We start from the raw sequence: 21636 nt of genomic DNA on the forward strand, positions 1-21636 counted from the left end.
CCCCGGTGGTGTTCCCGGGGCCGAGCGAGCCCGCGCATGTACGGGAGTGGGCTCGCCCCTCAGTCCAGGCGCCAGCCCAACGCGTGGGACAACGACCGGGCGAGCTCGACGATCGCGCGTGGAGCAGCCGCCGCGCGCTCCCCGTCCTCGTGGTAGTTGATGAGCGCGGCCGAGGCGACGACCTCTCCGTGTTGGTCACGGACGGGAGCCGCGGCGGAAACACTCCATGTCGTCACGTCCTGCGCGGTCGCCGCGAAGCCGTTCTTCCGTGTCTCGTCGAGTCGTTCGCGCAGTTCGTCCGGGTCGGTGATCGAGAACGCGGTGAGCGGTTCCATGGGTGATGCGAGGTACTCCTCGATGACCTCCCGGTCGGCGTGGGCGAGGAGCACATGGCTGCGTGCGCCGGTGTGCAACGGATAGCGCCGGCCCAGCATGGAGTACGCCGTGAGCGAGTCGGCCGGTGTGCTGGGCTCGACGCTGGCTATCGCCGTCGAGAACGTACCGTCGCGCTCGGCGATCTGTACGAAGCCTCCCAACTCGTCGGACAGGGCACGCATCGCCGGCAAGGCGTTGTTGAGGAGGGCATGGTGGTTGAGGTAGGCGGCACCGATCGAGAACATGCGCCGGCCCACGTAGTGGAGTCCGCTGTCCTCGTCCCGCCGGACGTACCCACTGCCCCGGAGGTAGGTCAAGGTGCGGTGCGTCGTCGCCCACTTGGAGCCCAGGGCATCGGCCAACTCCTTTGCTCGCATGGGTCGTTCGGCAAGCAGCTCAAGGATGCGCATTCCCCGGTCCATGCTCTGCAGGGTCGGCGCCGGCGTCGATTCCTTTGTCTGTGACATGCGCACACGTTAGCAAGATGGACAAGATATCCACTATGTGGGCGCGACGATGGAAGAGGCCCCTCTCGGGCGATCCCATTCAGAACCGTTGACGCACCACACATTGGATGGATAGCGTACCCGCAAAGAAGACATCATATCCACTATACGGATATCACTCAGAGGGATCCCTCCCCCATCACCGGCGCGTCCCCGCCTCGGGCCAACGTCGACGACGACGTCCATGGAGGCCGCCCGATGCGGCGCCATCAGTGGCGACCGCCCTCCGCCGCAGGTCGGCGATGGCCCGAGCGCTCCCGAATCCCGAACCGGCAGGAATGAGCAGCTATGAGTGACAGTGACGGCTGGGCGCTACTGGCCGACGCCCAAGCGGTGGCGACCAGGGTGCGGCGCGCGGGCGATGTGACGGACGCCGTCGGCCCCAGGAGCTTTCTCCACGCCGGCCCACCGATGGAAGGGGACGGACTCACCGGTCCGATGCGGGGCGCCGTCCTGGGTGCGCTCGTCCTCGAAGGTGAGGCCGAGGATCTGCGATCGGCGGCGGAACTCCTCGACTCCGGTGGGATATCCCTGACGCCGTGCCACTCCGCCGGTGCGGTGGGGGCGATGGCAGGCGTCATCTCCCCTTCCATCCCCGTCGTCGAGGTCCAGGGAGCGGACGGAAGGACGGCGTTCGCCCCGGTCAACGAAGGTCTCGGCGAGGCCCTGCGGTTCGGTGCCACGAGCGACCGGGTGGTGGCACGCCTCCGGTGGATGAGCGATGTCCTGGCTCCCGTGCTCGATGACGCACTGAGGTCCCTGGGAGGCATCGACATCGTCGGGTTGCAGGCGGAGGGGCTTCGCCGCGGCGACGAGTGCCACAACCGCAATGTCGCCAGCACTGCCGCCCTGTTGGCGGCCCTCGCACCGGCCGTCGTGCGCAGGGCCCCGGACTCAGGAACCGCGGCTGCCGTCCTGGAGTTCCTCTCGGGCAATCCGCACACCTTCCTGTCGTTCTCGATGGCCGCGGGCAAGGTGGCCGGGGACGCCGCACACGCCGCAGGGGGCACGCCCGGGCTGGTCACCGCGATCTGCGCGAACGGCCGACGGATGGGACTGCGCGTGAGCGGCCTGGACGAATGGATCACCGCGCCCGCGCCGATGGGGCGACCGAAGGTGTTCCCGGGCTTCGCCGTCGAGGACGCCTGCCCGGCGATGGGCGACTCCTTCATGACGGAGACCATCGGCCTCGGCGCGTTCGCCCTGACCGCGGCACCGGCGATCAGCTCCTTCATCGGAGGCACCCACCAGGAGGCCGTCGAACTCGTCGATTCGATGCGACGCATCTGTCGGGGCGACAGCAAGCGGTTCCTCGTCCCCTCCGAGGGCTTCACCGGCACGCCCGTCGGCATCGACGTCCGCCTCGTCTGCGAGAGCGGCATCACCCCGGTGCTCAACAACGGCTTCGCCCACCGTGACCCGGGAGTCGGTCAGGTCGGCGCGGGCCTCACCCGGCTGCCGATCGAGCCGTTCCTCCGGGCGCGTGCCGCGTTGGAGACGTCTTCGGCGAAGTCCGCGTGACACCGATCGACGCGACGGCGATCGCGGACGCCGTACGGGCAGGTGCCCTCTCGGCGGAGGAGTTGTGCCACAGTGCGCTCGCGTCCGCCACGAAGGCAGCCGGTGTGTTCTGGGCGGTGGACCCAACGGCGTTGGATACGGCCCGAGACATCGACCGCCGGGCAGCGCGCGGGGAACCGCTCGGGCCGTTGGCCGGCGTACCGGTCGCGGTGAAGGACAGCTTCGACGTCGCAGGGCTGGTCACCAGCCTGGGGCTGCACACCCCGGTGCACCGGGCCGAACGGGATGCGACCGTCGTTGCGAGGTTGCGCGCGGCCGACGCCGTGGTCATCGGCAAGACGGCGATGGACCAACTCGGCTGGAGCATGACCGGCCGGACCCCGGGCAGACCGCCCTGCCCCAACCCCCTCGTGCCGGGCGCCCTGCCGGGAGGCTCGTCCGGCGGGTCCGCCGCCGCCGTCGCGGCCGGGATCGTGCCCCTGGCGATCGGCGGCGACACGGCCGGGTCGGTACGGGTGCCGGCCGCCTGGTGCGGAGTGATCGGTATGAAGCTCTCCCACGGCAGCGTGGGACTGGAGGGCTGCGCCCCGCTGGCCCCCTCGATGGACTCCGTCGGCGTGTTCGCCACCTCGGTGCGCGACTGTCGAACGGTCGCCGAGGTGTTGGGGCTGATGAGCACCGGCCGTAGCGCAGCCCGTCCGCGCATCGGGGTTCCGTCCGACCTGGAAGCGCACGGTCCGATGGCTCATCGGATCACGGCGGCGTTCCGCACGGCCCTGGCCCGGCTGGCGGACCTCGGACACCCCGTCGTCGAGATCACCTTCGAGCTGCGACCGCGGGGGACGGGCCGGGTCCTCACCCATGAGGTGGCCGCGGGGTGGGCCGGTCGCATCGAGCCCGACGAACCGGACCTCCGGCTCGCGCTCGACACGCCGCGGGATGCCGCCGCCTATGCACGGGCCCGGGAGGGCGTAGCACGGACGGCGCGGGAGGCAGCCGCGGTGTTCACCCGGGTCGATGTGATCGCACTGCCGACCGCGCCGGTCCTGCCGCCTGTCGGCTCCGCGCCCGCGACGGTTCTGGACGCTTCACGGTTCACCCGGGCGGTCGGTGCCTACGGGTGGCCCGCGATCTCCGTACCGATGGGCCCCGAGCGGGTCCCCATCGGGCTCCAGCTGATCTCTCCTCAGGGAAAGGACCACCTGCTCATGGACTACTGCGAGCAACTGACGGAGGCCCTCGGATGGTGAAGTCGACGGCCGACGGCACACGGCCGGTGCTCTGGGCGCCCTCCGCGGAATGGACGGACTCCAGCGAACTCACCCGGTTTCGACGCTGGCTGGCGAGCGACCGCGAGATCGAACACGCGGACTACGACGCGCTCTGGCGCTGGTCGGTCGAGGACATCGAGGGCTTCTGGCGAGCGATCTGGGACTACTTCGAGGTACGTGCCGACGGTGACCCCACGCGTGTGCTCACCGACCGCGCCATGCCGGGTGCTCGATGGTTCCCCGATGTGGCGCTCAACTACGCCGAACAGATCCTCGCCGACCGCGACCCCGAGCGGGTGGCGGTCGTGTGCGCCTCCGAGTCGCAGCCGCACTCCGAGGTCACCTGGGGGGAGCTGATCGACCGGGTCGCTCGGGCCCGGGCCGGACTCGTGGCCGCCGGTGTGGGACGCGGGGATCGAGTCGCGGCCTATCTCCCCCCGACGATCGAGGCGGTCGTGGCACTCCTCGCGACGACGAGCCTCGGGGCCGTCTGGTCCGTCGTCGCCCCCGAGACGGGGACGACGAGCACCGTGGACCGCTTCCGGCAGATCGATCCCTCGGTGCTGATCACGGTGGACGGCTACCGCTACGCCGGACGCGAGTTCGACCGCAGGGACACCGTGCGCGAGATGGTCGAGTGCCTGCCGACGCTCCAACAGGTCGTCGTGGTCGACCACCTGCACCCAGGCAGGCCCCTCACGGGTCTCGACACCGCTGTCACCTGGGCTGCCTTCTGCGCCGAGGAAGGTCCGCTGGCGTTCGAACGGGTGCCGTTCGACCATCCGTTGTGGATCCTCTACTCATCGGGCACAACGGGTGCGCCCAAGCCGATCGTGCACGGGCACGGCGGCATCGTCCTCGAACACCTCAAGAAGCTCCACCTCCATGTCGACGCGCGCCCTGACGACCGGATCCTGTGGTTCACGAGTACGGGGTGGATGATGTGGAACTTCCTCGTCGGGGGCCTGCTCACCGACGCCGCGATCGTCCTCTACGACGGCAGCCCCCGCCATCCGGACACGGCGGCCCTCTGGGACGTGGTGGAGCAGACGAAGACCACGTGCTTCGGCACCAGCGCGGGCTTCCTGGCCGCCTGCCGCGCCGACGGTGTAAGGCCACGGGAGGGCAGGGACCTCCGGCGTCTCCGGGCGGTCGGCTCCACGGGGTCGCCGCTCACGCCCGAGGTCTTCGACTGGGTCTACCGAGAGCTCGGCCCGGACCTCTGGCTGTTCTCGTCCAGCGGCGGTACCGACGTGTGCACATCCTTCATCGGTGGCGTTCCGACCCTGCCCGTGGTGCAGGGCGAGTTGCAGCGCAGATCCCTCGGTGCGGCCATCGCCGCCTGGGACGACGAGGCCCGGCCGGTGGTCGGTGCGGTCGGCGAACTGGTGCTGACCAAACCGATGCCCTCGATGCCGGTGATGTTCTGGGGCGACACCGACGGCGAGCGCTACCGGGACGCGTACTTCGACCACTACCGCATCGAACCGCGGGTGTGGCGCCACGGGGACTGGATCGAGATCACACCGCACGGCGGGGTGGTCATCCACGGCCGTTCGGACTCGACGATCAACCGCGGTGGAGTACGGATGGGCACCAGCGAGCTCTACCGGTCCGTGCTGACCCTCGACGCGGTGGTCGACGCCCTCGCTCTGGACGTCGTCGAACCCGACACGACCTCACGTCTGGAGCTGTTCGTGGTCCTGGCGGCCGGGCGGGAACTCGACGCGGAGTTGGAGCGCTCGATTGCGGCGCGTCTGCGCACGGACTGCTCACCACGCCACGTGCCCGACGCCGTGCACCGGATCGACGAAGTGCCCCGTACCCGGTCGGGCAAACCGCTGGAGGTTCCGATGAAGAGGCTGTTGATGGGTGCGGAACTCGACAGCGTCGTCGACCGCGACGCCGTGGCCAACCCGCACGCGCTGGAACCCTTCCGACTCCTCGCCGAACGGAGGGCGTACCGTCGTGCGCGCTGAGTCGCGTCCTCGCCCGTCCGTCCGAGTGGAGGAGGTGGAACCGGGCATCACCGTGGTGACGCTCGACCGCCCCGCACGGCGAAACGCACTCGACGCCCCGACCCTCCATGAACTGGCCCGAACGCTCGCGGGTCTGGATGCCCGCGCCGTGGTGCTCACCGGCAACGGTCCGGCCTTCTGCGCGGGGTACGACCTCCGCAGCATCACCGGCCCCCATTGGGAGCGGCGGGCAGAGCAACTGATCGCGCATCCCGCGCACGCGGTGTTCGACGTGCTGGAGGGCTGTTCGTTTCCGATCATCGCCGCGATCGACGGGCCCGCCCTCGGGGGCGGGCTGGAACTGGCTTCCTGTTGTGACGCCCGTGTCGCCACCCGCAGCGCGAGCTTCGGCATCCCCGCGGGCGATCTCGGGCTCGTGTACTCCGCCACCGGGGTGCGTCGCTTCGCAGCCGTCTGGGGAGGCTCGCTCACCCGGGAAATGCTGTTGCTGGGACGGCGCGTGGACGCGAACCGCGCATGGCGGGCGGGGGCCGTTGCGGAACTGGCGGCCGACGGAGCCCATGTCGACGTCGCCCTTCAACTGGCCCGGCGTACGGCCGAACTCGCACCCCTGGCCACCACCTCCAACAAGAGGATCATCGCCGGAGTTCTCCATCCGGGACCCCCGCCCCGGTCGCTCGACGCCGACGGCCTGCGCCGTGCGTGCTTCGGTCCCAACGGGGAACTGCGCGCCGGAGTGGAGGCGTTTCTGCGCGGCGGCACGACGCACACGGCCGATCGGGCCCGCCGGGACAGCTGACAGCCCGGCGGATCGAGGGCACACCGCCAACGCACCGAACCGGTCAACGTCGCGGTGTGTTCGTGCGCGCTCCGGTACGAAGCGATCGTATGTGCGCTGCACTTCAGCCCGGTGGAATGCCCCGGAGAGAATCGCACCCAGACACAACACCTCGTGCACTCGCGAGCAACGCTCCCCCATGCATCGGCGCCAACGCGCTCCTGGGACGCCCTGACGGTCCCCTTCCTCGCCGTACGGCCGCTCGGCCGTGTGGCTACGCGCTCGTTGACCGAGCTCAGGGCGCCTCGGTGGACGCCCTCGTCCCACCGATCACAACGGCCGATGGGGCACAGGGAGATTCCCCATCGCAAGAGAAGTGCCAACCCATTGACGAGACTCTGCAGACACACCTATCGTCGCGGACACATTATCCGAATAGCTGATTCCATATCCACAGAGTGGACATGGTTCGCCCGTGAAAGAGGGAGCAACCCCCGTGGCCAAGCGCATCGTCGACCTCTCGATGACCGTCGACACCGACCCGACCCTCGACGGCAAGGGAGTCACACTCGTCCCCCACTCGGAGGGAGCGAAGTGGAACAAGGACAACTACGACATCGACCCGCAGGACTGGCCGACCCCCGGTGAGGCGTACGCCATCTGCAATCTGGAGATCACGGACCACACGGGCACGCACATGGACGCCCCGTGGCACTTCGGCCCGCAGATGGCCGACGGCTCCCGACCGAAGACCATCGAGGAATGGCCGCTCGAACGCTGCATCGGCGACGGCGTCGTCATCGACATCCAGGACTGTGCGGACGGCGAGGAGGTGTCGTTGAAGAAGCTCCAACAGAAGTTCCGCGACATCGACTACACCCTCAAGCCCGGCGACATCGTGCTGTCGATGACCGGCAACGACAAGTACTTCGGCACCGACGCCTACATGACCCGCGGCGGCGGCATGAGCCGCGAGGCGCTGGAGTGGATGCTCGACCAGGGCGTCACCACCGTGGGCACCGACGCCTGGAGCTACGACCGGCCGTACGCGGCATGGGCCGCGGACTACCACGAGCACGGCAACGACCCCAAGTTCCTCTGGCCCTGCCACCTGCTCGGCCTGGAGAAGGAGTACGTGCACATGGAGAAGATGGCCAACCTCGACCAACTGCCGCCGCACGGCTTCCAGGTGATCGCCATGCCTCTGAAGATCGCCAACGGCACCGCCGGCCCGGTCCGCGCGATCGCACTCCTCGAAGAGAACTGACGTGGCCGCCGACCTCAAGCTCATCACCGAGGTGCCCGGCGTCCTCTCCGGCACGGCGTGGCACTGGGCGGGCACCGTGGACCAACTCGTCTTCACCTCGGGGCAGATCGGATGGGACGAGAGCGGAAACATCGTCGGCGCCGACGATCCGCTCGCCCAGACCGAGCAGGCGTTCGCCAACCTGGCCCGCACCCTGGAGGCCGCCGGCAGCTCGATGGACCGCATCGTCAAGATCACGGGCTTCATCGCAAGACCCGAGGCGTTGGAGGAGATCAGGTCGGTCCGAGACCGCTGGCTCCCGACCCGTCCGCCCTCGACCTTCGTGTTCGTCGCCGGCCTGGTGCAGCCGGACCTCATCGTCGAGTTCGAAGCGATCGCGGTGAGGAACCCCTAGGCACCTCCTTCGCGAGGAATCCCTAGTCACAGCCCGGGGTGCTTCCCCCGACACCGCCAACGGGGGAAGCACCCCATCCGCGCCGCCCTCACACCGGCTCCGGTCGTCGGGCACGACCGCCTGGCACGACCGTCGGCCCCGACCCGAAGCACCCCTCTACAGCGCCCGGTACCGGCCTCATCGGCGCACGGCGGTCCCCACCTGCCGCTCCCACGGGGCACCGCACCCAGAGAAGGGATGTTCCAGCCCATGTCCGAAGACACCTACGCCGCCCGATGGTCCATGCTCGCACTCCTCGTAGCAGGGTATGTGGGCCTCACACTGAACTGGTTCAACATCGCGTCGGCCTTCACACCGATCAGTGAGGAGTTGGGGGCGTCCTTCACCCAACTCACCTTTCTGATAGCCCTCTTCCTGATCGGATACGGAGTCGTCCACATCCCCGCCGGACTACTCGCCACCCGACTGGGCCTCAAGCGCACGCTCGTCCTCGGCATCGTGTTGGAGAGCGTCGGCGGCATACTCTCGGGGGTCGCCGTCGGATACACCGACCTCGCGATCTACCGCGTCGTGGCCGGAATCGGAGGATCGATCTTCCTCTCCGTCTCGGTGGGCGCGGTCACCGTCTGGTTCCGCAACCACGAGATCAACCTCGCCTTGGGCATCACCGGTGGCGCCGCGTTCAGTGTCGGAGCAGCGCTGGGCCTGTACGGGTGCGTCGCCTTCACCGAAGTCGCCGGCTGGCGGACGATGCTCATCGTCTGCGGCGTCCTGAACCTCGTCGTGGGCGCTGCCGCAGCCCTGTGGTTCCGCACCCCGCCGGACGTGGCGGGATTGGCCGGTGCCGAGATCACCCGCGACGGCCTCTCCAAGGCACTGTGGGACAGACAGTTGTGGATCTACGGCGGAGCCATGATCGGGGTCTACGGCGCGTACATCACCGCCTCGCAGCTGCTCGGCGAGTACGCGATCGACGAGCTCGGGTTCAGCAGCGCCCAAGGGGGTCTTCTCGGTGCGGTGTTCGCACTGGCGGGGATTCCGGGCAGCCTGCTCGGCGGGTACCTGGCGGACCGCCTCAAGAACTACCGTCTGATCATGGTCGTGCCGTTCCTGGCGATGAGCGCGGCCCTGTGCGTGGTGCCCGTCCGCTCGGCCGCCCTCCTGTGGTCGCTCTCGGCCCTGATCGGCTTTCTGTTCCTCTTCAGCTTCCCCGCCTGGCTGTGCGTCCCCTCGGACGTCTCCCGTGTCGACCCCGAGCACATCGGCACCGCGGTGGGACTCATGCTCACCCTCGCGGCGGTGGGCGGCTTCGTCGTCCCCGTGGTCTTCGGCGAGGTCGTCACGGCCGCGGGCTACGGCGCGGGTTGGGTCACGCTGGGCGCCGTTTCCGTCCTCACCGCCCTGATCGGCCTGTTGGGCCGGCCGGGACCGGCACCGGCCCCCACCGCGGTGCCTGCCCGAACCACCGAAGCCGTCTGAGCCCGGACACCCGTCATATCCGTGTCGCCCCAGGGCAGATAGGAGTACGTCAGACCGCTCGCCCCGCGGGCGGTACCGCCTCGGCGACCGGTACCGGTCCCGGGGCGGTGGCGTCACCGAAGGGCGTGCCGCCCAGTTGCTCACGGTGGTGCGGTGTCAGCCAGGGGGAGAGATCCGGGCCGATGGGCACGATGCCGGTGGGGTTGATGTTGGTGTGGACCTGGTGGTAGTGCCGGGTGATGTGGTCGAAGTCGACGGTGTCGCCGAAGCCCGGGGTCTGGAACAGGTCTCGGGCGTAGGCCCACAGCACCGGGTCCTCGCTGAGCTTGCGGCGGTTGCACTTGTAGTGACCGTGGTACACCGTGTCGAATCGCACCAGTGTGGTGAACAGCCTGATGTCGGCTTCGGTGATGGTGTCGCCGACCAGATAGCGGCGGGTGGACAGCCGTTCCGAGACCTCGTCGAGCCGGGCGAACAACTGCCGCACGACCGTGTCGTAGGTCTCCTGGTGGATGGCGAAACCCGCTTTGTAGACGCCGTTGTTGACGTCGCGGTAGATGCCTTCGGCGACCTCGTCGATCTCCTCGCGGAGGGCCTCGGGGTAGAGGTTGGGGGCGCCGTCGCGGTGCAGCGCGGTCCACTCGGTGGCGAAGTCCAGGGTGATGCGCTGGAAGTCGTTGGTGACCAGCTTGCCACTGGGGACGTCCACGACGGCCGGGACGCTGACCCCACCGGGATATCCCTGTTCGCGGGCGTCGTACGCCTCGCTGAGGAAGGCGATGCCGAGAACGGGGTCGACGTCGCCCGGGTCCAGGGTGAACCGCCAACTGCGCTCGTCCTGGATGGGGTCGGTGATGGCCAGCGAGATCGCGTCTTCGAGGCCGAGCAATCGGCGGGAGATCATGGCACGGTTGGCCCAGGGGCAGGCGCGGCTGACCACCAGTCGGTAGCGCCCGGCTTCCACGGGCCAGCCGTCCCGGCCATCCGCCGTGATCCGGTCTGCGAAGTGGCTCGCGGACCGCTTGAACTCGTCCTTGCCGCCCTGGCCGGTGGTGACCATCACGCCCTCTTCCCGGATGAACGCGGCTCCGCGCCCGGGCGGAGCCTCGCGCTGTGCCGATGTCCCCCCGCGCCCGAGTACCCGCGCGGTGGGGAACTGCCACTGCCAGCAAACCACATGGTTCACCGTTCAACACCACGGGGCGCCACCGGCACCGGGCCGACCTCGTGGCGCCCCGACGGACGGCGCATGGTGCAGGCCCGTCGTCCCACAGGTCGACACCCCGCTCTTCACTTACGAAGACCCTGTAAACTTTCGAAAGTAGTTGATGATTCGAATATCGCAGGCGTATACCTACGATATCGCCGGCGTGGGCAGCTCCCCCACCAAGATCCCTCCGTGGGCGCAACCCGCCCGTACGAGCGCGTCGGCAACTCCCCTCCCGGGGGCGTACCGATCATGCGTCCCACCGGAGCGGCACCTCACCCCGGCGATCATCCAATCCCCTAGCGACGGGACTCAGGAACATGGCGAATCGGCTTCTGATCAAGAACGGTTTCGTGGTCTCGCAGGACCCCGCCATCGGAAATCGCCCCGCGACGGACGTCCTGGTCGAGGACGGGAAGATCGTCGCCATCGAGCGGGACCTCGGACCGGTCGACGCCGAGGTGGTGGACGCCACCGGCACGGTAGTGATCCCCGGCCTGATCGACACCCACCGCCACACCTGGGAGACCGCGACCCGGGGCCTGCTGCCCTCCTGCACCATCGATGAGTACCTCGGTGCCATGATCGCCACCCTGGGCCCGGCCTACCGCCCGCAGGACATCTACGCGGGCAACCTCCTCGGGTCGCTGGAAGCACTGAACGCCGGCATCACGACACTGGTGGACTGGTCGCACTGCAACAACACGCCCGAGCACAGCGACGCCGGCATCGCCGGGCTGCGCGAAGCGGGGATCCGAGCCATGTACGCCCACGGCACCCCCGCCAGTGCAGAAGCGTGGGTGGACAGCGTGCTTCCCCACTCCGAAGACGCCCGTCGCGTGCGCTCCGAACACTTCTCGTCCGACGACGATCTGCTGACCTTCGCCATGGCACTGCGCGGCCCGGGAATCTGTCGCCCGGAAGTCGTCCAGCACGACTGGCGCCTGGCGCGCGAACTCGCCGCACGGATCACGGTCCATGTGGGCATGAGGATCACCGGACTGCACGTCCAGGCCGTCCATGAGCTCCACAGGGCGGGTCTGATGGGACCGGACACCACCTACGTCCACGCTACGACCACCACGGACGAGGAGATCCAGCACATCGCGGACACCGGAGGGACCGTCTCCATCGCCCCGTACGTGGAAATGGTCCTCGGACTGGGGCACCCGCCCACCGGCCGGGCCATGGACAAGGGCTTGCATCCGACCCTCAGCGTCGACGTCGTCTGCTCGTCGCCGGGTGACATGTTCACCCAGATGCGCACCGCCCTCGCCCAGGACCGGATCCGGTCCTTCGGTGACGACGTCGACGTCCCCTTCGCAGCCCGGCTCACCCACGCCGATCTGCTCCAGTTCGCCACCCTGAACGGAGCAGTCGCCTGCGGTCTTGAGGAGAGGGTCGGCTCCCTCAGCATCGGCAAGGAAGCGGACATCGTTCTCGTCCGCGCCGACAGCATCAACACCCTGCCCCTGGTGGACCCGGTCGCCACCGTCACCACCAGCGCCGACACGTCGAACGTGGACACCGTGATTGTGCGTGGCGAGATCCGCAAGCGCAACGGTCAGCTCGTCGGCGTCGACATGGCGCGACTGCGCGCCCTCGCCGAGGAGTCCCGCGACAGCGTCCTGACCGCCGCCGGACTCACCCCCGAATGGCAGCTGAAGGACTCGGGGCCCTCGGTTTTGTAGACCCCACCACACCCGTCCCCGTACCGCGAGGACCCCGCCGTGGGAATCCCGTGCCGGACCGGCAAGGGGGCCCCGGCGGGGGACTCCAATGCCGAACCGGACCGGGCACCCCGGAGGTCCGTCACCCCGCACCGGTCGGGGGCATGGGAGATGGTGTGAGTGCAGTAATCGGCCCGGGGTCGGTCGGAACCGACCCCCTGAGTCAAAGGCGGCGACACCGTCATGAAGGCAGCTGTCATCACCGAGCTGGGAAAGCCCCCGCACTACGGTGATTTCGATGACCCGCAACCCGCCGAAGACGAGGCGGTGGTCACCGTCACGGCGGCCGGGGTGAATCACTTCACCGTGCTGATGTCGTCCGGCACGTTCTACGCCACCCCTCCGCAGGTGCCGTTCGTGCCGGGCAGCGACGGCATCGGCCTCCTGGAGAACGGCAGCAGGGTCTTCTTCGACGTGACCGTCGCCCCGTACGGAGCATGGAGCGAACGGACCGTCGTCCCGCGCGAGGCCCTGTTGGCGGTGGACCCGGCGGCCGACGACATCGCCGCAGCCGCGGTGGGCAACAGCGGGCTTGCGGCCTGGACCGCACTCAGCTGGCGGGCGAAACTCGTCCCGGGCGAGACCGTGCTCGTCCTGGGTGCCGCAGGGGCCCTGGGCCGGATCGCCGTACAGGCGGCCAGGGCCCAGGGCGCCGGCCGGGTGGTGGCCGCAGACCTGGGCGGGGAGAAGCTCACCGCTCTCACCGCCGTGGGTGCCGACGCCGTCGTGGCCATCGACGGCGACGGCGATCTGGAGCGGCGACTGCGCGAGGCGACCGAAGGCGGCGCCGACGTGATCATCGACCCGCTCTGGGGAGCCCCCGCTCTGGCCGCTCTCCAGAGCTCCGCGCAAGGCTGCCGCCACATCCAGCTCGGACACATGGCCGACCCCAAAATGGCCCTCCCCGCCGCCGTGCTGCGCTCCCGGGCCGTGGACCTACGGGGCTACGCGCTGTTCCAGTGCCCGCTGCCGATCCGCCAGGACGCCTATCTGACGCTGACCCGGCTGATCGGCGAGCAGACGATCACCGTGGACGCCGAGGCGATCCCACTGAGGGACGTCGAAACGGCCTGGGACCGCCAGATCCACGGGGCGGGCAGGAAGCTCGTCCTCGTCCCCTGACGCCACGGGCAGCTCGCAGTGGGGCGCACCACATCAGCACAACGGCCCGCGCCCCACTGCGCATTCAGCGGACGACAGGCTCCGCGGGAGCATGGGGGTAGGCGGCCGACCGGTGCTGGAACGAGAGGATCTTCGGGTTCTGGACGACGCCGTCGCGAATCTCGATGGCCCTGTTGATCGTGACATCGGCGTCCCAGGCATCGGGGCCGCTCATGACCCTGCGCAGATAGGGCAGGAGCGCCTCGCTGATCTCCCAGGTCGCGGAGTTCCACAGGTGCGACGGGCTGTGGTCCACCCCGTAGTAGTGGCAGCCCGATCCGACCGTGTGCATGGGCTCGCCGAACGTGGTCGGACGGGCCCACTCGAAACCCATGCCCTCGTCGCAGGAGACGTCCACGAAGTAGGTCCCCGGGCGAAACAGCGCAAGCTCCTCTTCGGTGACGAACATCAGCGGCGCGTCGGTGTCCTGAAGGACACAGTTGACGATGATGTCGAACCCGGCCAGGTGCTCTGCGAGTGGCACCCAACCCGCGGCGGTGAGTGCTCGCAGGCGTGACGGGTCGTCCTCGTCCGCCTCGAAGTGGCCCATCACGACCGAAGGCATCGGCGATGCCACGGCCGCTGCCGCGCGCTGGGTGAGCACCGTGACGTCGGAGACCCCCATGGCCCCCAGGCCCGTGACCGCTCCGCGCGCCGTGGCGCCGAAGCTGATGACCGCCGCGCGCAGACGGCGGCCGTAGCTGCCGGTCAGCCCACCGAGTTGCAGGGCGTGCAGCACCGAGCAGTACCCGGCGAGCTCGTTGTTCTTGTGGAACACATGGACGCTGAAGGCCCCCGTGGAGGTCCAGTGGTTCATGGCTTCCCAGGCGATCAGGGTCAGCTTTCGATCGATGCCGATCTGGGTCGTCTTCTCGTCCTGTACGCAGTGCGGCCATCCCCACAGGACCTGGCCCTCGCGCAGCTCGGCGATGTCGTCGTGCATCGGCTTCGGCAGGAGGAGGACATCGCACTCGGCAAGGAGTTGCTCACGTGAGCGCAGACCGGCCACGAGGGGTCTCAGCGCGTCGTCGTCGACGCCGAAGCGTAGACCGTAGCCCCGCTCAAGGAAGATCCTCTCGCGTATGTCCGGGGCGATCCTGGCGAGGTGGTGGGGGTGCAGCGGCAACCGGAACTCGTTCTCCTTGTGCGAGGAGGCGAGTACTCCGAGACTCATCAGACTCATGTGGGGCGGCTCATTTCCGACCGGGCGCCGGGCGCTCCGGTGTTGCCGTTCCCCGAGGGCGACGCCGAAACGGCTGACGGCGTGCGAGGTGCGCTCGGTAGCGCCACCGTACCCCCATCCCGGGTTACGGACCGTCGACCGCTCGTTTGAGCTTGAGGACTCGCGGGTTCAGATTCGTTCCATGAGGGGCGGGGTCTCATCCCAACTCCGTGGACCAGCGCACCACATCCGCCACCGTGGCATTGCCCCCGCACACCACCAGTCCCAACCTCACCCCGGAGTCACCGCCGACGCGATCCAGCACCTGGCGGGCGGCGGGCAGAAGGCAGCCGGCGGCTGGTTCCGTCCACAGCTTGGCGTGCTGCGCCAGGTCGAGGACCCCCTGTACGGCTTCCCGGTCCGAGACCACGAGGACATCCTCGACCAGGGCCGAGACGTGGTCGTACGTGAGCTGCGAGACGGCGGGCGCGCTGAGGGTGGAGACGATCGACGACAGCTCGACCGGTACCGGGCCGCGCGCCGCGAGTGCCCTGGACATGGCTTCCGCGCCGGTGGTCTCGACGCCCCACACCCGGATGCCGGGGCGGCGGGCCTTCATCGCCACCGCGACGCCCGAGATGAGGCCACCGCCGCCGATGCTCACCAGGACGTCGGTCAACTCGCCCGCGTCCTCGGCGAACTCCAGGCCCACCGTGCCCTGTGCGGCGATGACGACGGGGTCGTCGAACGGGTGAACCAGGGTCAGACCCTCCGACCGCAACCGGTCCATCAGGGCGAAGGCGCCGTCCATCGTGGCCTCCAGCCGTACGGTGGCGCCTGCTGCCTGCGCGATCTCGACCGCGCGGACGGGTGCGGAGCGCGGCATGACGACGGTCGCCTTCACATCGAGGAGGCTCGCGGCGACCGCCACGGCGATGCCGTGGTTGCCACCGCTGACCGCGACCACGCCGGCCGCCCGCTCGGCCGGGGTCAGGGAGAGCAGCTTCGCCATCGCCCCCCGGGCCTTGAAGGCGCCGGTGTGCTGGAGCAGTTCGAGTTTGGCCGTCACCGGAGCGCCCAGCAGGGCGGTGAGCCCGGGGCTGGGCACGGTCGGGGTGCGAACGAGCCGCCCTTCGATGAGGCGGGCCGCCGCTTCCACATCGGAGATTTCGATCATTCATCCATCATCCGGCACCGACACCGGCCCTCAGTCGTTTCCACCGCTGCGCAGCAGCAGTGCCGTGCCGATCTCGAAGAGGCGGTCCGCGATGTCCGGCCGCTCCCCCAGCCTGCCGGTGCGCACCGCGTTGTCCACCACGGTCAGGACCGCCGCGACGGTGATCTTGGCCTCGGCCGGGTCGAGTCCCGGTCTGACCTCGTCGAGGACGTGGACCCACAGGGCGAGGTAGTCGCGCTGCACCTGGCGCGACGTCTTGCGCTCCTTCTCCGGGAGCTGGTCGAGCTCGCCGATCAGCAGGCCGATCAGATGGCTGTGGCGCCGGGCGAACTCGATGTAGGAGCGCAGCAGTCCGTTCAGGCTCTCCTGCGGGGTGCCCGCTCGGGCGAGCGCGCTTTCCGTACCGGACCTGCGTTGTTCGCCGCCGCGCAGCACGGCGGCGACGAGGAGATCGGTCTTGCTGGGGAAGTGCTTGTAGATGCTGGGTCCGGTCGCACCGGCGGCTTCCCCGATGTCGTCCGTGCTGACCGACTGGAAGCCGCGTTCGTCGAAGAGCCTGATCGCGGCGTTGAGCACTTCCTCCCGGCGGGAGACCGCGAGGTCGGCATAGGACTGGGCGGGTCGGGGCTCGTCCTCGTCGGCGGTCGTGAGCCGGCCGAGGGGCTGGTGGGCGACGACGTTGCCCAGTTCGTACAGGAGTTGTTCGAAGCGGCGCCGTGGGAGGGAGACCCGGTGGCCCGAGATGCTGCCGAAGACCGACACCACGCACCAGGCGATCAGTTCCCTGTCCGAGGGGGAGAGTTCCGGTCGTGCTTCCTCGACGAGTGCGCCGACGCGGCCGGCGATGTCGCTGAGCATCCGCCGGAGTTCCTCACGGCTGGCCTCGGGCAGATGCCGTGCCTCGCGCTGCCATAGGACCGCGGCCCCACGGCGGTCGACGCTCCGGGTCGCCGAGGCCCGGAGGTAGGCGTCCAGGTCCGGCGCGGCCTGCGCGGTGGCGGCGATCTTCTCGATCGTGCCCGTGACCACGTGCAGCAGCAGATCGGGTTTGCCCTTGAAGTGCCGGTAGAGCGCGGGGGCCGTGATGCCGACGGAAGCGGCCACATCGGCGACGGAGACGTTGTGGTAGCCGCGTTCGCAGAAGAGCTCACCAGCGGCGGCGACGATCCGGGCCTTGCGGTCGGGAGGTCTGCGCGCCGTGGCCCGACCCGGCTCTTGCGTCCGCATGGACTGACCTCCGCTACTTCGACGGTTGAGAGGGTACGAGCAGATCACTTGCAGCTCACATTACGCCAGTGCACCCGTAGGGGGTCCCACCTGGGGAATTAGCGCGAATTTACTTGTTCGCCCCGAGTTCCTCCACGAGGTCGACGAAGGCCCGCGCGGTCGGCGAGAGCTCCCCGACCCGGTGGTACAGGTATGCGTGGCGTGGAACGTCGAAGCCGACTGGACGGATCACCGCGCCGAGCAGCTCCGCCGCCCGCGCCACGGGCTCGGGGAGCACCGTCGCCCCGGCTCCCGCGAGGACGAGGGGGACGACGGCGTCGCGATGGGCCGTGTCCACGGCGACCGTGAGGGACGGCAGTTGGAGGGCGGCCAGTTCGACGACGATCCAGGAGCCGACCGCGGATTCGGCGGCGGCCCCCATGACCACGTCGTGCCGGACGAGTTCCGAGAGTCCGACGGGCCCCTCGGGAAGGGACGTCCCGGGTGGGAAGACCACCATCAGTTCGCTGAGCTCGACCGGGACCGCACGGTGTTTGGGGTAGGGGGCCGGATGGTCGTGGAGCAGGAGTTCTGCTTCGGCGCGCCGGAGCGATGCGAAGCCCTCCGCCCCGTTGGCGGCTTCGCGCACCTGGATGCGGACGCCGGGATAGCGGGTGCGGAACTCCGTGACAATGCGGACGGCCGGGTCGACCGCGAGAGCGGGGACGACGGCGAGGTCGAGTCGTCCGCTCGCCAACATGCCCACCCCTTCGACCGCTGCGCGGACGCTGTCGAAGGCCCGTAGCGTCCGGCGGGCGGGGCCGAGCAGGGCCCGTCCCGCGGGGGTGAGGGTCAGTTTGCGCCCGCGTAGGACGAGCGGGGTCCGCAACTCTCGTTCGAGCTCCTGGATCGCCTGGGAGACCGAGGGCTGGCTCAGGTGGAGCCGTCGTGCCGCCTCGGAGATGCTGCCGGCCTCAACCGCCGCGACGAAGTAGCTGAGATGTCGTCGTTCCATAGGCACTGCCTATCACATCTCAAGGAATCTCAAGGCTTTACCGGTACCACTGGGCGGCATAGCGTGCCGGTCAACGGCCCACCGGGTCGTCGAGGAAGGGGACCTCATGCAGGGCATCCAGCGCGGTCTGCGCATTCTCGAAGTGGTCGCGGCACACCAGCCCGTCGGGGTCGGAGAGATTTCCCGGATCTCCGAGCTGCCGAAGTCCTCGGTCCAGCGCGTGCTGCGGGCCCTGGCCGATTCGGGCTGGATCCGCACGGACGGCGAGACGCACACGCGCTGGACGTTGACGTCCCGGATGCTCGTCCTCGCCGGATCGGCAGCCGCCGATCGGGGCATCCGCGAGGCCGCCCTCGGCCCGATGCGCGAACTCGGCGGGCTGACGGGCGAGACGGTCACGCTCCAGGTCCCGGACGGTCCCTTCCGCATGGTGCTGATCGAGCGCATCGACTGCCGCCACCCGGTGCGGACCGTCAACCGGCTGGGCGCCACCTCTCCGATCACCGCCACCTCCACCGGCCTCGCCGTCCTCGCCCTGATGTCGGACGACGAAGCGGAGCGGGTTCTGGCACGGCCGGTGCAGCGACTGACGGCGAGCACCATCACCGAGCCGCGCCTGATCAGGACAGAACTGGCGCAAGTCCGCACCGCGGGCTTCGCGGTGAACCGCGGCCAGAACCGGGACGGGGTCTGTGCCGTGGGTGCCGCCGTGATCGGGCCGACCGGCTCTCCGGTGGGCGGAATCGGACTGTCACTGCCCGACAGCCGCTTCGACGTCCGCCGGGTGCCGTGGTGGGCCCGGCAGGTACGGGCTGCCGCCGCAGCCGTGACGGCGGCGCTCGCCGACTGAGCCCCGGGACCGCGACCGCGCCGTACCGGAGAGAGCACGACCGCCCTGACCACCGCGCGCCGATCTGCGGCGCGTGAAACCACGAGGGAGCTGTACGCATGAGCACGCGCATCGAAGCCCCGGCAGAGGTCTTCCTCACCGAGGACCGGCTGGCGATCCAAGCCCTGGCGCGCGAGTTCGTCGCCAAGGAGGTCCTTCCGGTGGCCGACGAACTCGATCCGGTCGCAGGACAGATCCCGATGGACCTGCGCCGGAAGATGGCCGATCTGGGGTTCTTCGGCATCCTCATCCCCGAGGAACACGGCGGCCTCGGCCTCGGCGTCTGCGAGTACGCGCTCGTCGTGGAGGAACTCGCGCGCGGCTGGATGAGCGTGGCGAGCCTGATCGCCCGCGGTCAGCAGTTCACGCACGGATTCAGCGCCGAGCAGCGGGCCGCGTATCTGCCGCGGATGGCGCGGGGCGAGTTCCTCAGTGCCTTCGCCCTGTCGGAGGCGGAAGCCGGTTCGGACGTGGCGAACCTGCGCTGTCGCGCCGAGCGGGAGGCGGACGGGGGCTGGCGGATCACCGGGCAGAAGATGTGGTGCACCTTCGCGGACGGCTCCGACTACCTCCAGGTGTTCGCGAGGACGCAGCCGCTCGACCCGGAGCGGCGTTCGCACGGGATCACCTGCTTCCTGATGCCGAAGGAGCGCGGCACCCTGCCGGCGGGGGTCACCGGCACACCGGTGCGCAAGATCGGCTATCACGGTTGGAAGACGTGGGAGCTGTCGTTCGACGGCGCCCGGGTCGAGCCAGGCATGGTCGTCGGACCGGAGGGCCACGGCTTCAAGGTCGCGATGGGTGACCTCGTCATCGCCCGCATCCACACGGCAGCCCGTGCGATCGGCCTGGCCCGGGCCGCACTGGAGGACTCGATCGCGTACGCCAAGGAGCGCGTGCAGTTCGGCAAGCCCATCGCGGACAAGCAGGCCATCCGGTTCAAGATCGCGGACATGGCCACCCGGGTCGAGGCGTCACGAGCGCTGCTGCACAGGATCTGTGCGGACTACGACGCCGGCCGTCCGTCCAATCTCCAGGCTTCGATGGTGAAGCTGCACGCGACCGAGATGGCCGAGCGGGTCACCAGCGAAGGCATCCAGATCCACGGCGGCGCCGGATTCACCACGGACTTCGCGGTCGAACGCCACTGGCGGGACGCCCGTCTGACCAAGATCTTCGAGGGCACGTCGGAGATCCAGATGAAGATCATCTCCGACACGCTGTTGGGACGCTGACGATGGCACCGGTCCCGCCGTCCGCCGCCGGTCCCCTGCACGGGCTGACCGTGCTCGATCTGAGCAGGATGCTCGCCGGCCCCTTCTGCACGATGGTCCTCGCCGACCTCGGAGCCACCGTCCTCAAGGTGGAGCCGCCGTTCGGTGACATGACCCGCGCCCAGGGCCCGTACGCGGACGGCGACGAACTCAGGGCCTTCGGCGGCTACTTCCAGTCCGTCAACCGCAACAAGCAGGGCCTGGTCGTCGACCTGACGAAGCCCGATGGCGCCGAGGTGATCCGACGGCTCGCGGCCACGGCCGACATCCTGGTGGAGAACTACCGGCCGGGCGTGATGGAACGACACGGTCTCGGCTATGAGCAGCTCGCCGCGATCAATCCACGCCTCGTCTATACGGCGGTGCGCGGATTCGGTGATCCGCGCACCGGTGTCAGCCCGATCCAGGACTGGCCGAGTTACGACATCGTGTCCCAGGCGATGGGCGGACTGCTCGGGATCACGGGGCCGGCCGGCGGACCGCCCGTCAAGGCGGGGCCGGGCCTCGGAGACACCCTGCCCGCCCTGTTCGCCGCGGTCGGCACGCTCGCGGCCGTACGGGAGCGCGAGATCACCGGTCGCGGCAGGTTCGTGGACGTCGGGATGTACGACGCGGTCGTCGCCGCCTGCGAGCGGATCGTCTACCAGTACTCGTACCAGGGGGTGGTGCCCGGGCCGGAGGGAAATGCGCACCCCCTGCTGTGCCCCTTCGGACTCTTTCCGGCCCTGGACGGGTTCGTGGCGCTGGCCGCCGCGCCCGCCGACCACCACTGGGTGCTGTTGTGCGAGGTGATGGGACGTCCGGAGCTCGGCACGGACGTGCGCTACGCCCGCAACACCGACCGGGTGGCCCGTCAGGCCGAGGTGCTGGACCTGGTCGGTGGGTGGACCGGGCGCCACACCCGCGCGGAGCTGGCGAAACTCCTCGGCGGCAAGGTCCCCTTCGGTCCCGTCAACACCGCGGACTCGCTCTTCGACGATCCGCACCTCAAGGCCCGCTCCATGCTCCAACAGGTCGAACACCCCGGTCTTGACCGCCCGGTCACGATCGCCGCCACCCCGATCCGCTTCGCCGGTGGGGCCGAGCCCGACCTGCGGCGCGCGCCGCTGCTCGGCGAGCACACCGACGCGGTCCTGCGCGGGTGCGGCTACTCCGATGCGGACATCGCACGGCTGCGCACGGCCGGTGCGGTGGGCGGTGCGGTCGACGCCGATTCGCCTCCTGCCACTCTCTGAAGGGAAGACA

General features: G+C 69.4%; 18 protein-coding genes. 12 read left to right on the top strand and 6 right to left on the bottom strand.

The features are described 5' to 3' along the window. Window positions 1-59: 59 nt before the first annotated feature. A complete protein-coding gene (locus tag ABZ348_RS00900) occupies window positions 60-842 on the bottom strand; it encodes an IclR family transcriptional regulator (protein WP_358927929.1) in 783 nt (260 codons plus the stop codon). A gap of 327 nt (window positions 843-1169) precedes the next feature. Here ABZ348_RS00900 and ABZ348_RS00905 point away from each other — a divergent pair, with 327 nt between their 5' ends. The 7 genes from ABZ348_RS00905 (at window position 1170) to ABZ348_RS00935 (ending at window position 9570) form a co-directional block, all read left to right on the top strand. Continuing rightward, the gene (locus ABZ348_RS00905) at window positions 1170-2402 is read left to right on the top strand and encodes a DUF1116 domain-containing protein (RefSeq protein ID WP_358927931.1); all 1233 of its coding nucleotides are present in this window, start codon (window positions 1170-1172) and stop codon (window positions 2400-2402) included. Further along, complete coding sequence (locus ABZ348_RS00910; RefSeq protein ID WP_358927934.1) at window positions 2399-3652, top strand: amidase; 1254 nt, start codon at window positions 2399-2401, stop codon at window positions 3650-3652. The genes ABZ348_RS00905 and ABZ348_RS00910 overlap by 4 nt, the downstream gene beginning before the upstream one ends. After that, window positions 3646-5652: an acetoacetate--CoA ligase gene (locus ABZ348_RS00915; RefSeq protein WP_358927940.1), complete on the top strand. Its 2007-nt coding sequence runs from the start codon at window positions 3646-3648 to the stop codon at window positions 5650-5652. The genes ABZ348_RS00910 and ABZ348_RS00915 overlap by 7 nt, the downstream gene beginning before the upstream one ends. Further along, window positions 5642-6451, top strand: a complete 810-nt coding sequence (locus ABZ348_RS00920; protein ID WP_358927942.1) for an enoyl-CoA hydratase/isomerase family protein — start codon at window positions 5642-5644, stop codon at window positions 6449-6451. The genes ABZ348_RS00915 and ABZ348_RS00920 overlap by 11 nt, the downstream gene beginning before the upstream one ends. A 475-nt stretch (window positions 6452-6926) precedes the next feature. After that, complete coding sequence (locus tag ABZ348_RS00925) at window positions 6927-7697, top strand: cyclase family protein (RefSeq protein WP_358927944.1); 771 nt, start codon at window positions 6927-6929, stop codon at window positions 7695-7697. Between the two features lies 1 nt (window position 7698). After that, the gene (locus ABZ348_RS00930) at window positions 7699-8091 is read left to right on the top strand and encodes a RidA family protein (RefSeq protein ID WP_358927946.1); all 393 of its coding nucleotides are present in this window, start codon (window positions 7699-7701) and stop codon (window positions 8089-8091) included. A 249-nt stretch (window positions 8092-8340) separates the two neighbouring features. Next, window positions 8341-9570, top strand: a complete 1230-nt coding sequence (locus ABZ348_RS00935) for an MFS transporter (RefSeq protein WP_358927948.1) — start codon at window positions 8341-8343, stop codon at window positions 9568-9570. 49 nt (window positions 9571-9619) lie between these two features. Here ABZ348_RS00935 and ABZ348_RS00940 read toward each other — a convergent pair whose 3' ends face one another. After that, a complete protein-coding gene (locus ABZ348_RS00940; RefSeq protein WP_358928775.1) occupies window positions 9620-10630 on the bottom strand; it encodes a glutathione S-transferase C-terminal domain-containing protein in 1011 nt (336 codons plus the stop codon). A gap of 467 nt (window positions 10631-11097) precedes the next feature. Between ABZ348_RS00940 and ABZ348_RS00945 the strand changes: the two genes are divergently transcribed. Continuing rightward, window positions 11098-12468, top strand: a complete 1371-nt coding sequence (locus ABZ348_RS00945; RefSeq protein WP_358927950.1) for an amidohydrolase family protein — start codon at window positions 11098-11100, stop codon at window positions 12466-12468. Between the two features lie 222 nt (window positions 12469-12690). Next, window positions 12691-13629 (top strand): zinc-binding alcohol dehydrogenase family protein, encoded by a 939-nt coding sequence (locus ABZ348_RS00950; RefSeq protein WP_358927952.1) that lies wholly within the window; start codon window positions 12691-12693, stop codon window positions 13627-13629. Between the two features lie 64 nt (window positions 13630-13693). On the opposite strand, the gene ABZ348_RS00955 is transcribed toward ABZ348_RS00950, so the two are convergent. The 4 genes from ABZ348_RS00955 to ABZ348_RS00970 all read right to left on the bottom strand — a co-directional run bounded on the left by ABZ348_RS00955 (window position 13694) and on the right by ABZ348_RS00970 (window position 18228). Further along, window positions 13694-14851 (bottom strand): N(5)-(carboxyethyl)ornithine synthase, encoded by a 1158-nt coding sequence (locus ABZ348_RS00955; protein ID WP_358927954.1) that lies wholly within the window; start codon window positions 14849-14851, stop codon window positions 13694-13696. Window positions 14852-15047: 196 nt separating this feature from the next. Next, window positions 15048-16007 carry a threonine/serine dehydratase gene (locus ABZ348_RS00960; protein WP_358927956.1) on the bottom strand — a complete coding sequence of 320 codons (960 nt, stop codon included), beginning with the start codon at window positions 16005-16007 and terminating at the stop codon, window positions 15048-15050. Window positions 16008-16037: 30 nt separating this feature from the next. Continuing rightward, complete coding sequence (locus tag ABZ348_RS00965; protein WP_358927958.1) at window positions 16038-17234, bottom strand: TetR/AcrR family transcriptional regulator; 1197 nt, start codon at window positions 17232-17234, stop codon at window positions 16038-16040. Window positions 17235-17343: 109 nt separating this feature from the next. Beyond that, on the bottom strand, window positions 17344-18228 hold the full coding sequence (locus ABZ348_RS00970) for a LysR family transcriptional regulator (RefSeq protein WP_358927960.1): 885 nt from the start codon (window positions 18226-18228) through the stop codon (window positions 17344-17346). 106 nt (window positions 18229-18334) lie between these two features. On the opposite strand from ABZ348_RS00970, the gene ABZ348_RS00975 reads away from it, so the two are divergent. The 3 genes from ABZ348_RS00975 to ABZ348_RS00985 all read left to right on the top strand — a co-directional run bounded on the left by ABZ348_RS00975 (window position 18335) and on the right by ABZ348_RS00985 (window position 21626). Further along, window positions 18335-19078, top strand: coding sequence for an IclR family transcriptional regulator (locus ABZ348_RS00975; RefSeq protein ID WP_358927962.1), 744 nt, complete (start codon window positions 18335-18337; stop codon window positions 19076-19078). Window positions 19079-19176: 98 nt separating this feature from the next. Then, window positions 19177-20352, top strand: coding sequence for an acyl-CoA dehydrogenase family protein (locus ABZ348_RS00980; RefSeq protein WP_358927964.1), 1176 nt, complete (start codon window positions 19177-19179; stop codon window positions 20350-20352). A gap of 2 nt (window positions 20353-20354) precedes the next feature. Next, on the top strand, window positions 20355-21626 hold the full coding sequence (locus tag ABZ348_RS00985; RefSeq protein WP_358927966.1) for a CoA transferase: 1272 nt from the start codon (window positions 20355-20357) through the stop codon (window positions 21624-21626). Window positions 21627-21636 lie beyond the last annotated feature (10 nt).

Source organism: Streptomyces sp. NPDC005963, from assembly GCF_040638655.1.
Classification (GTDB): Bacteria; Actinomycetota; Actinomycetes; order Streptomycetales; family Streptomycetaceae; genus Streptomyces.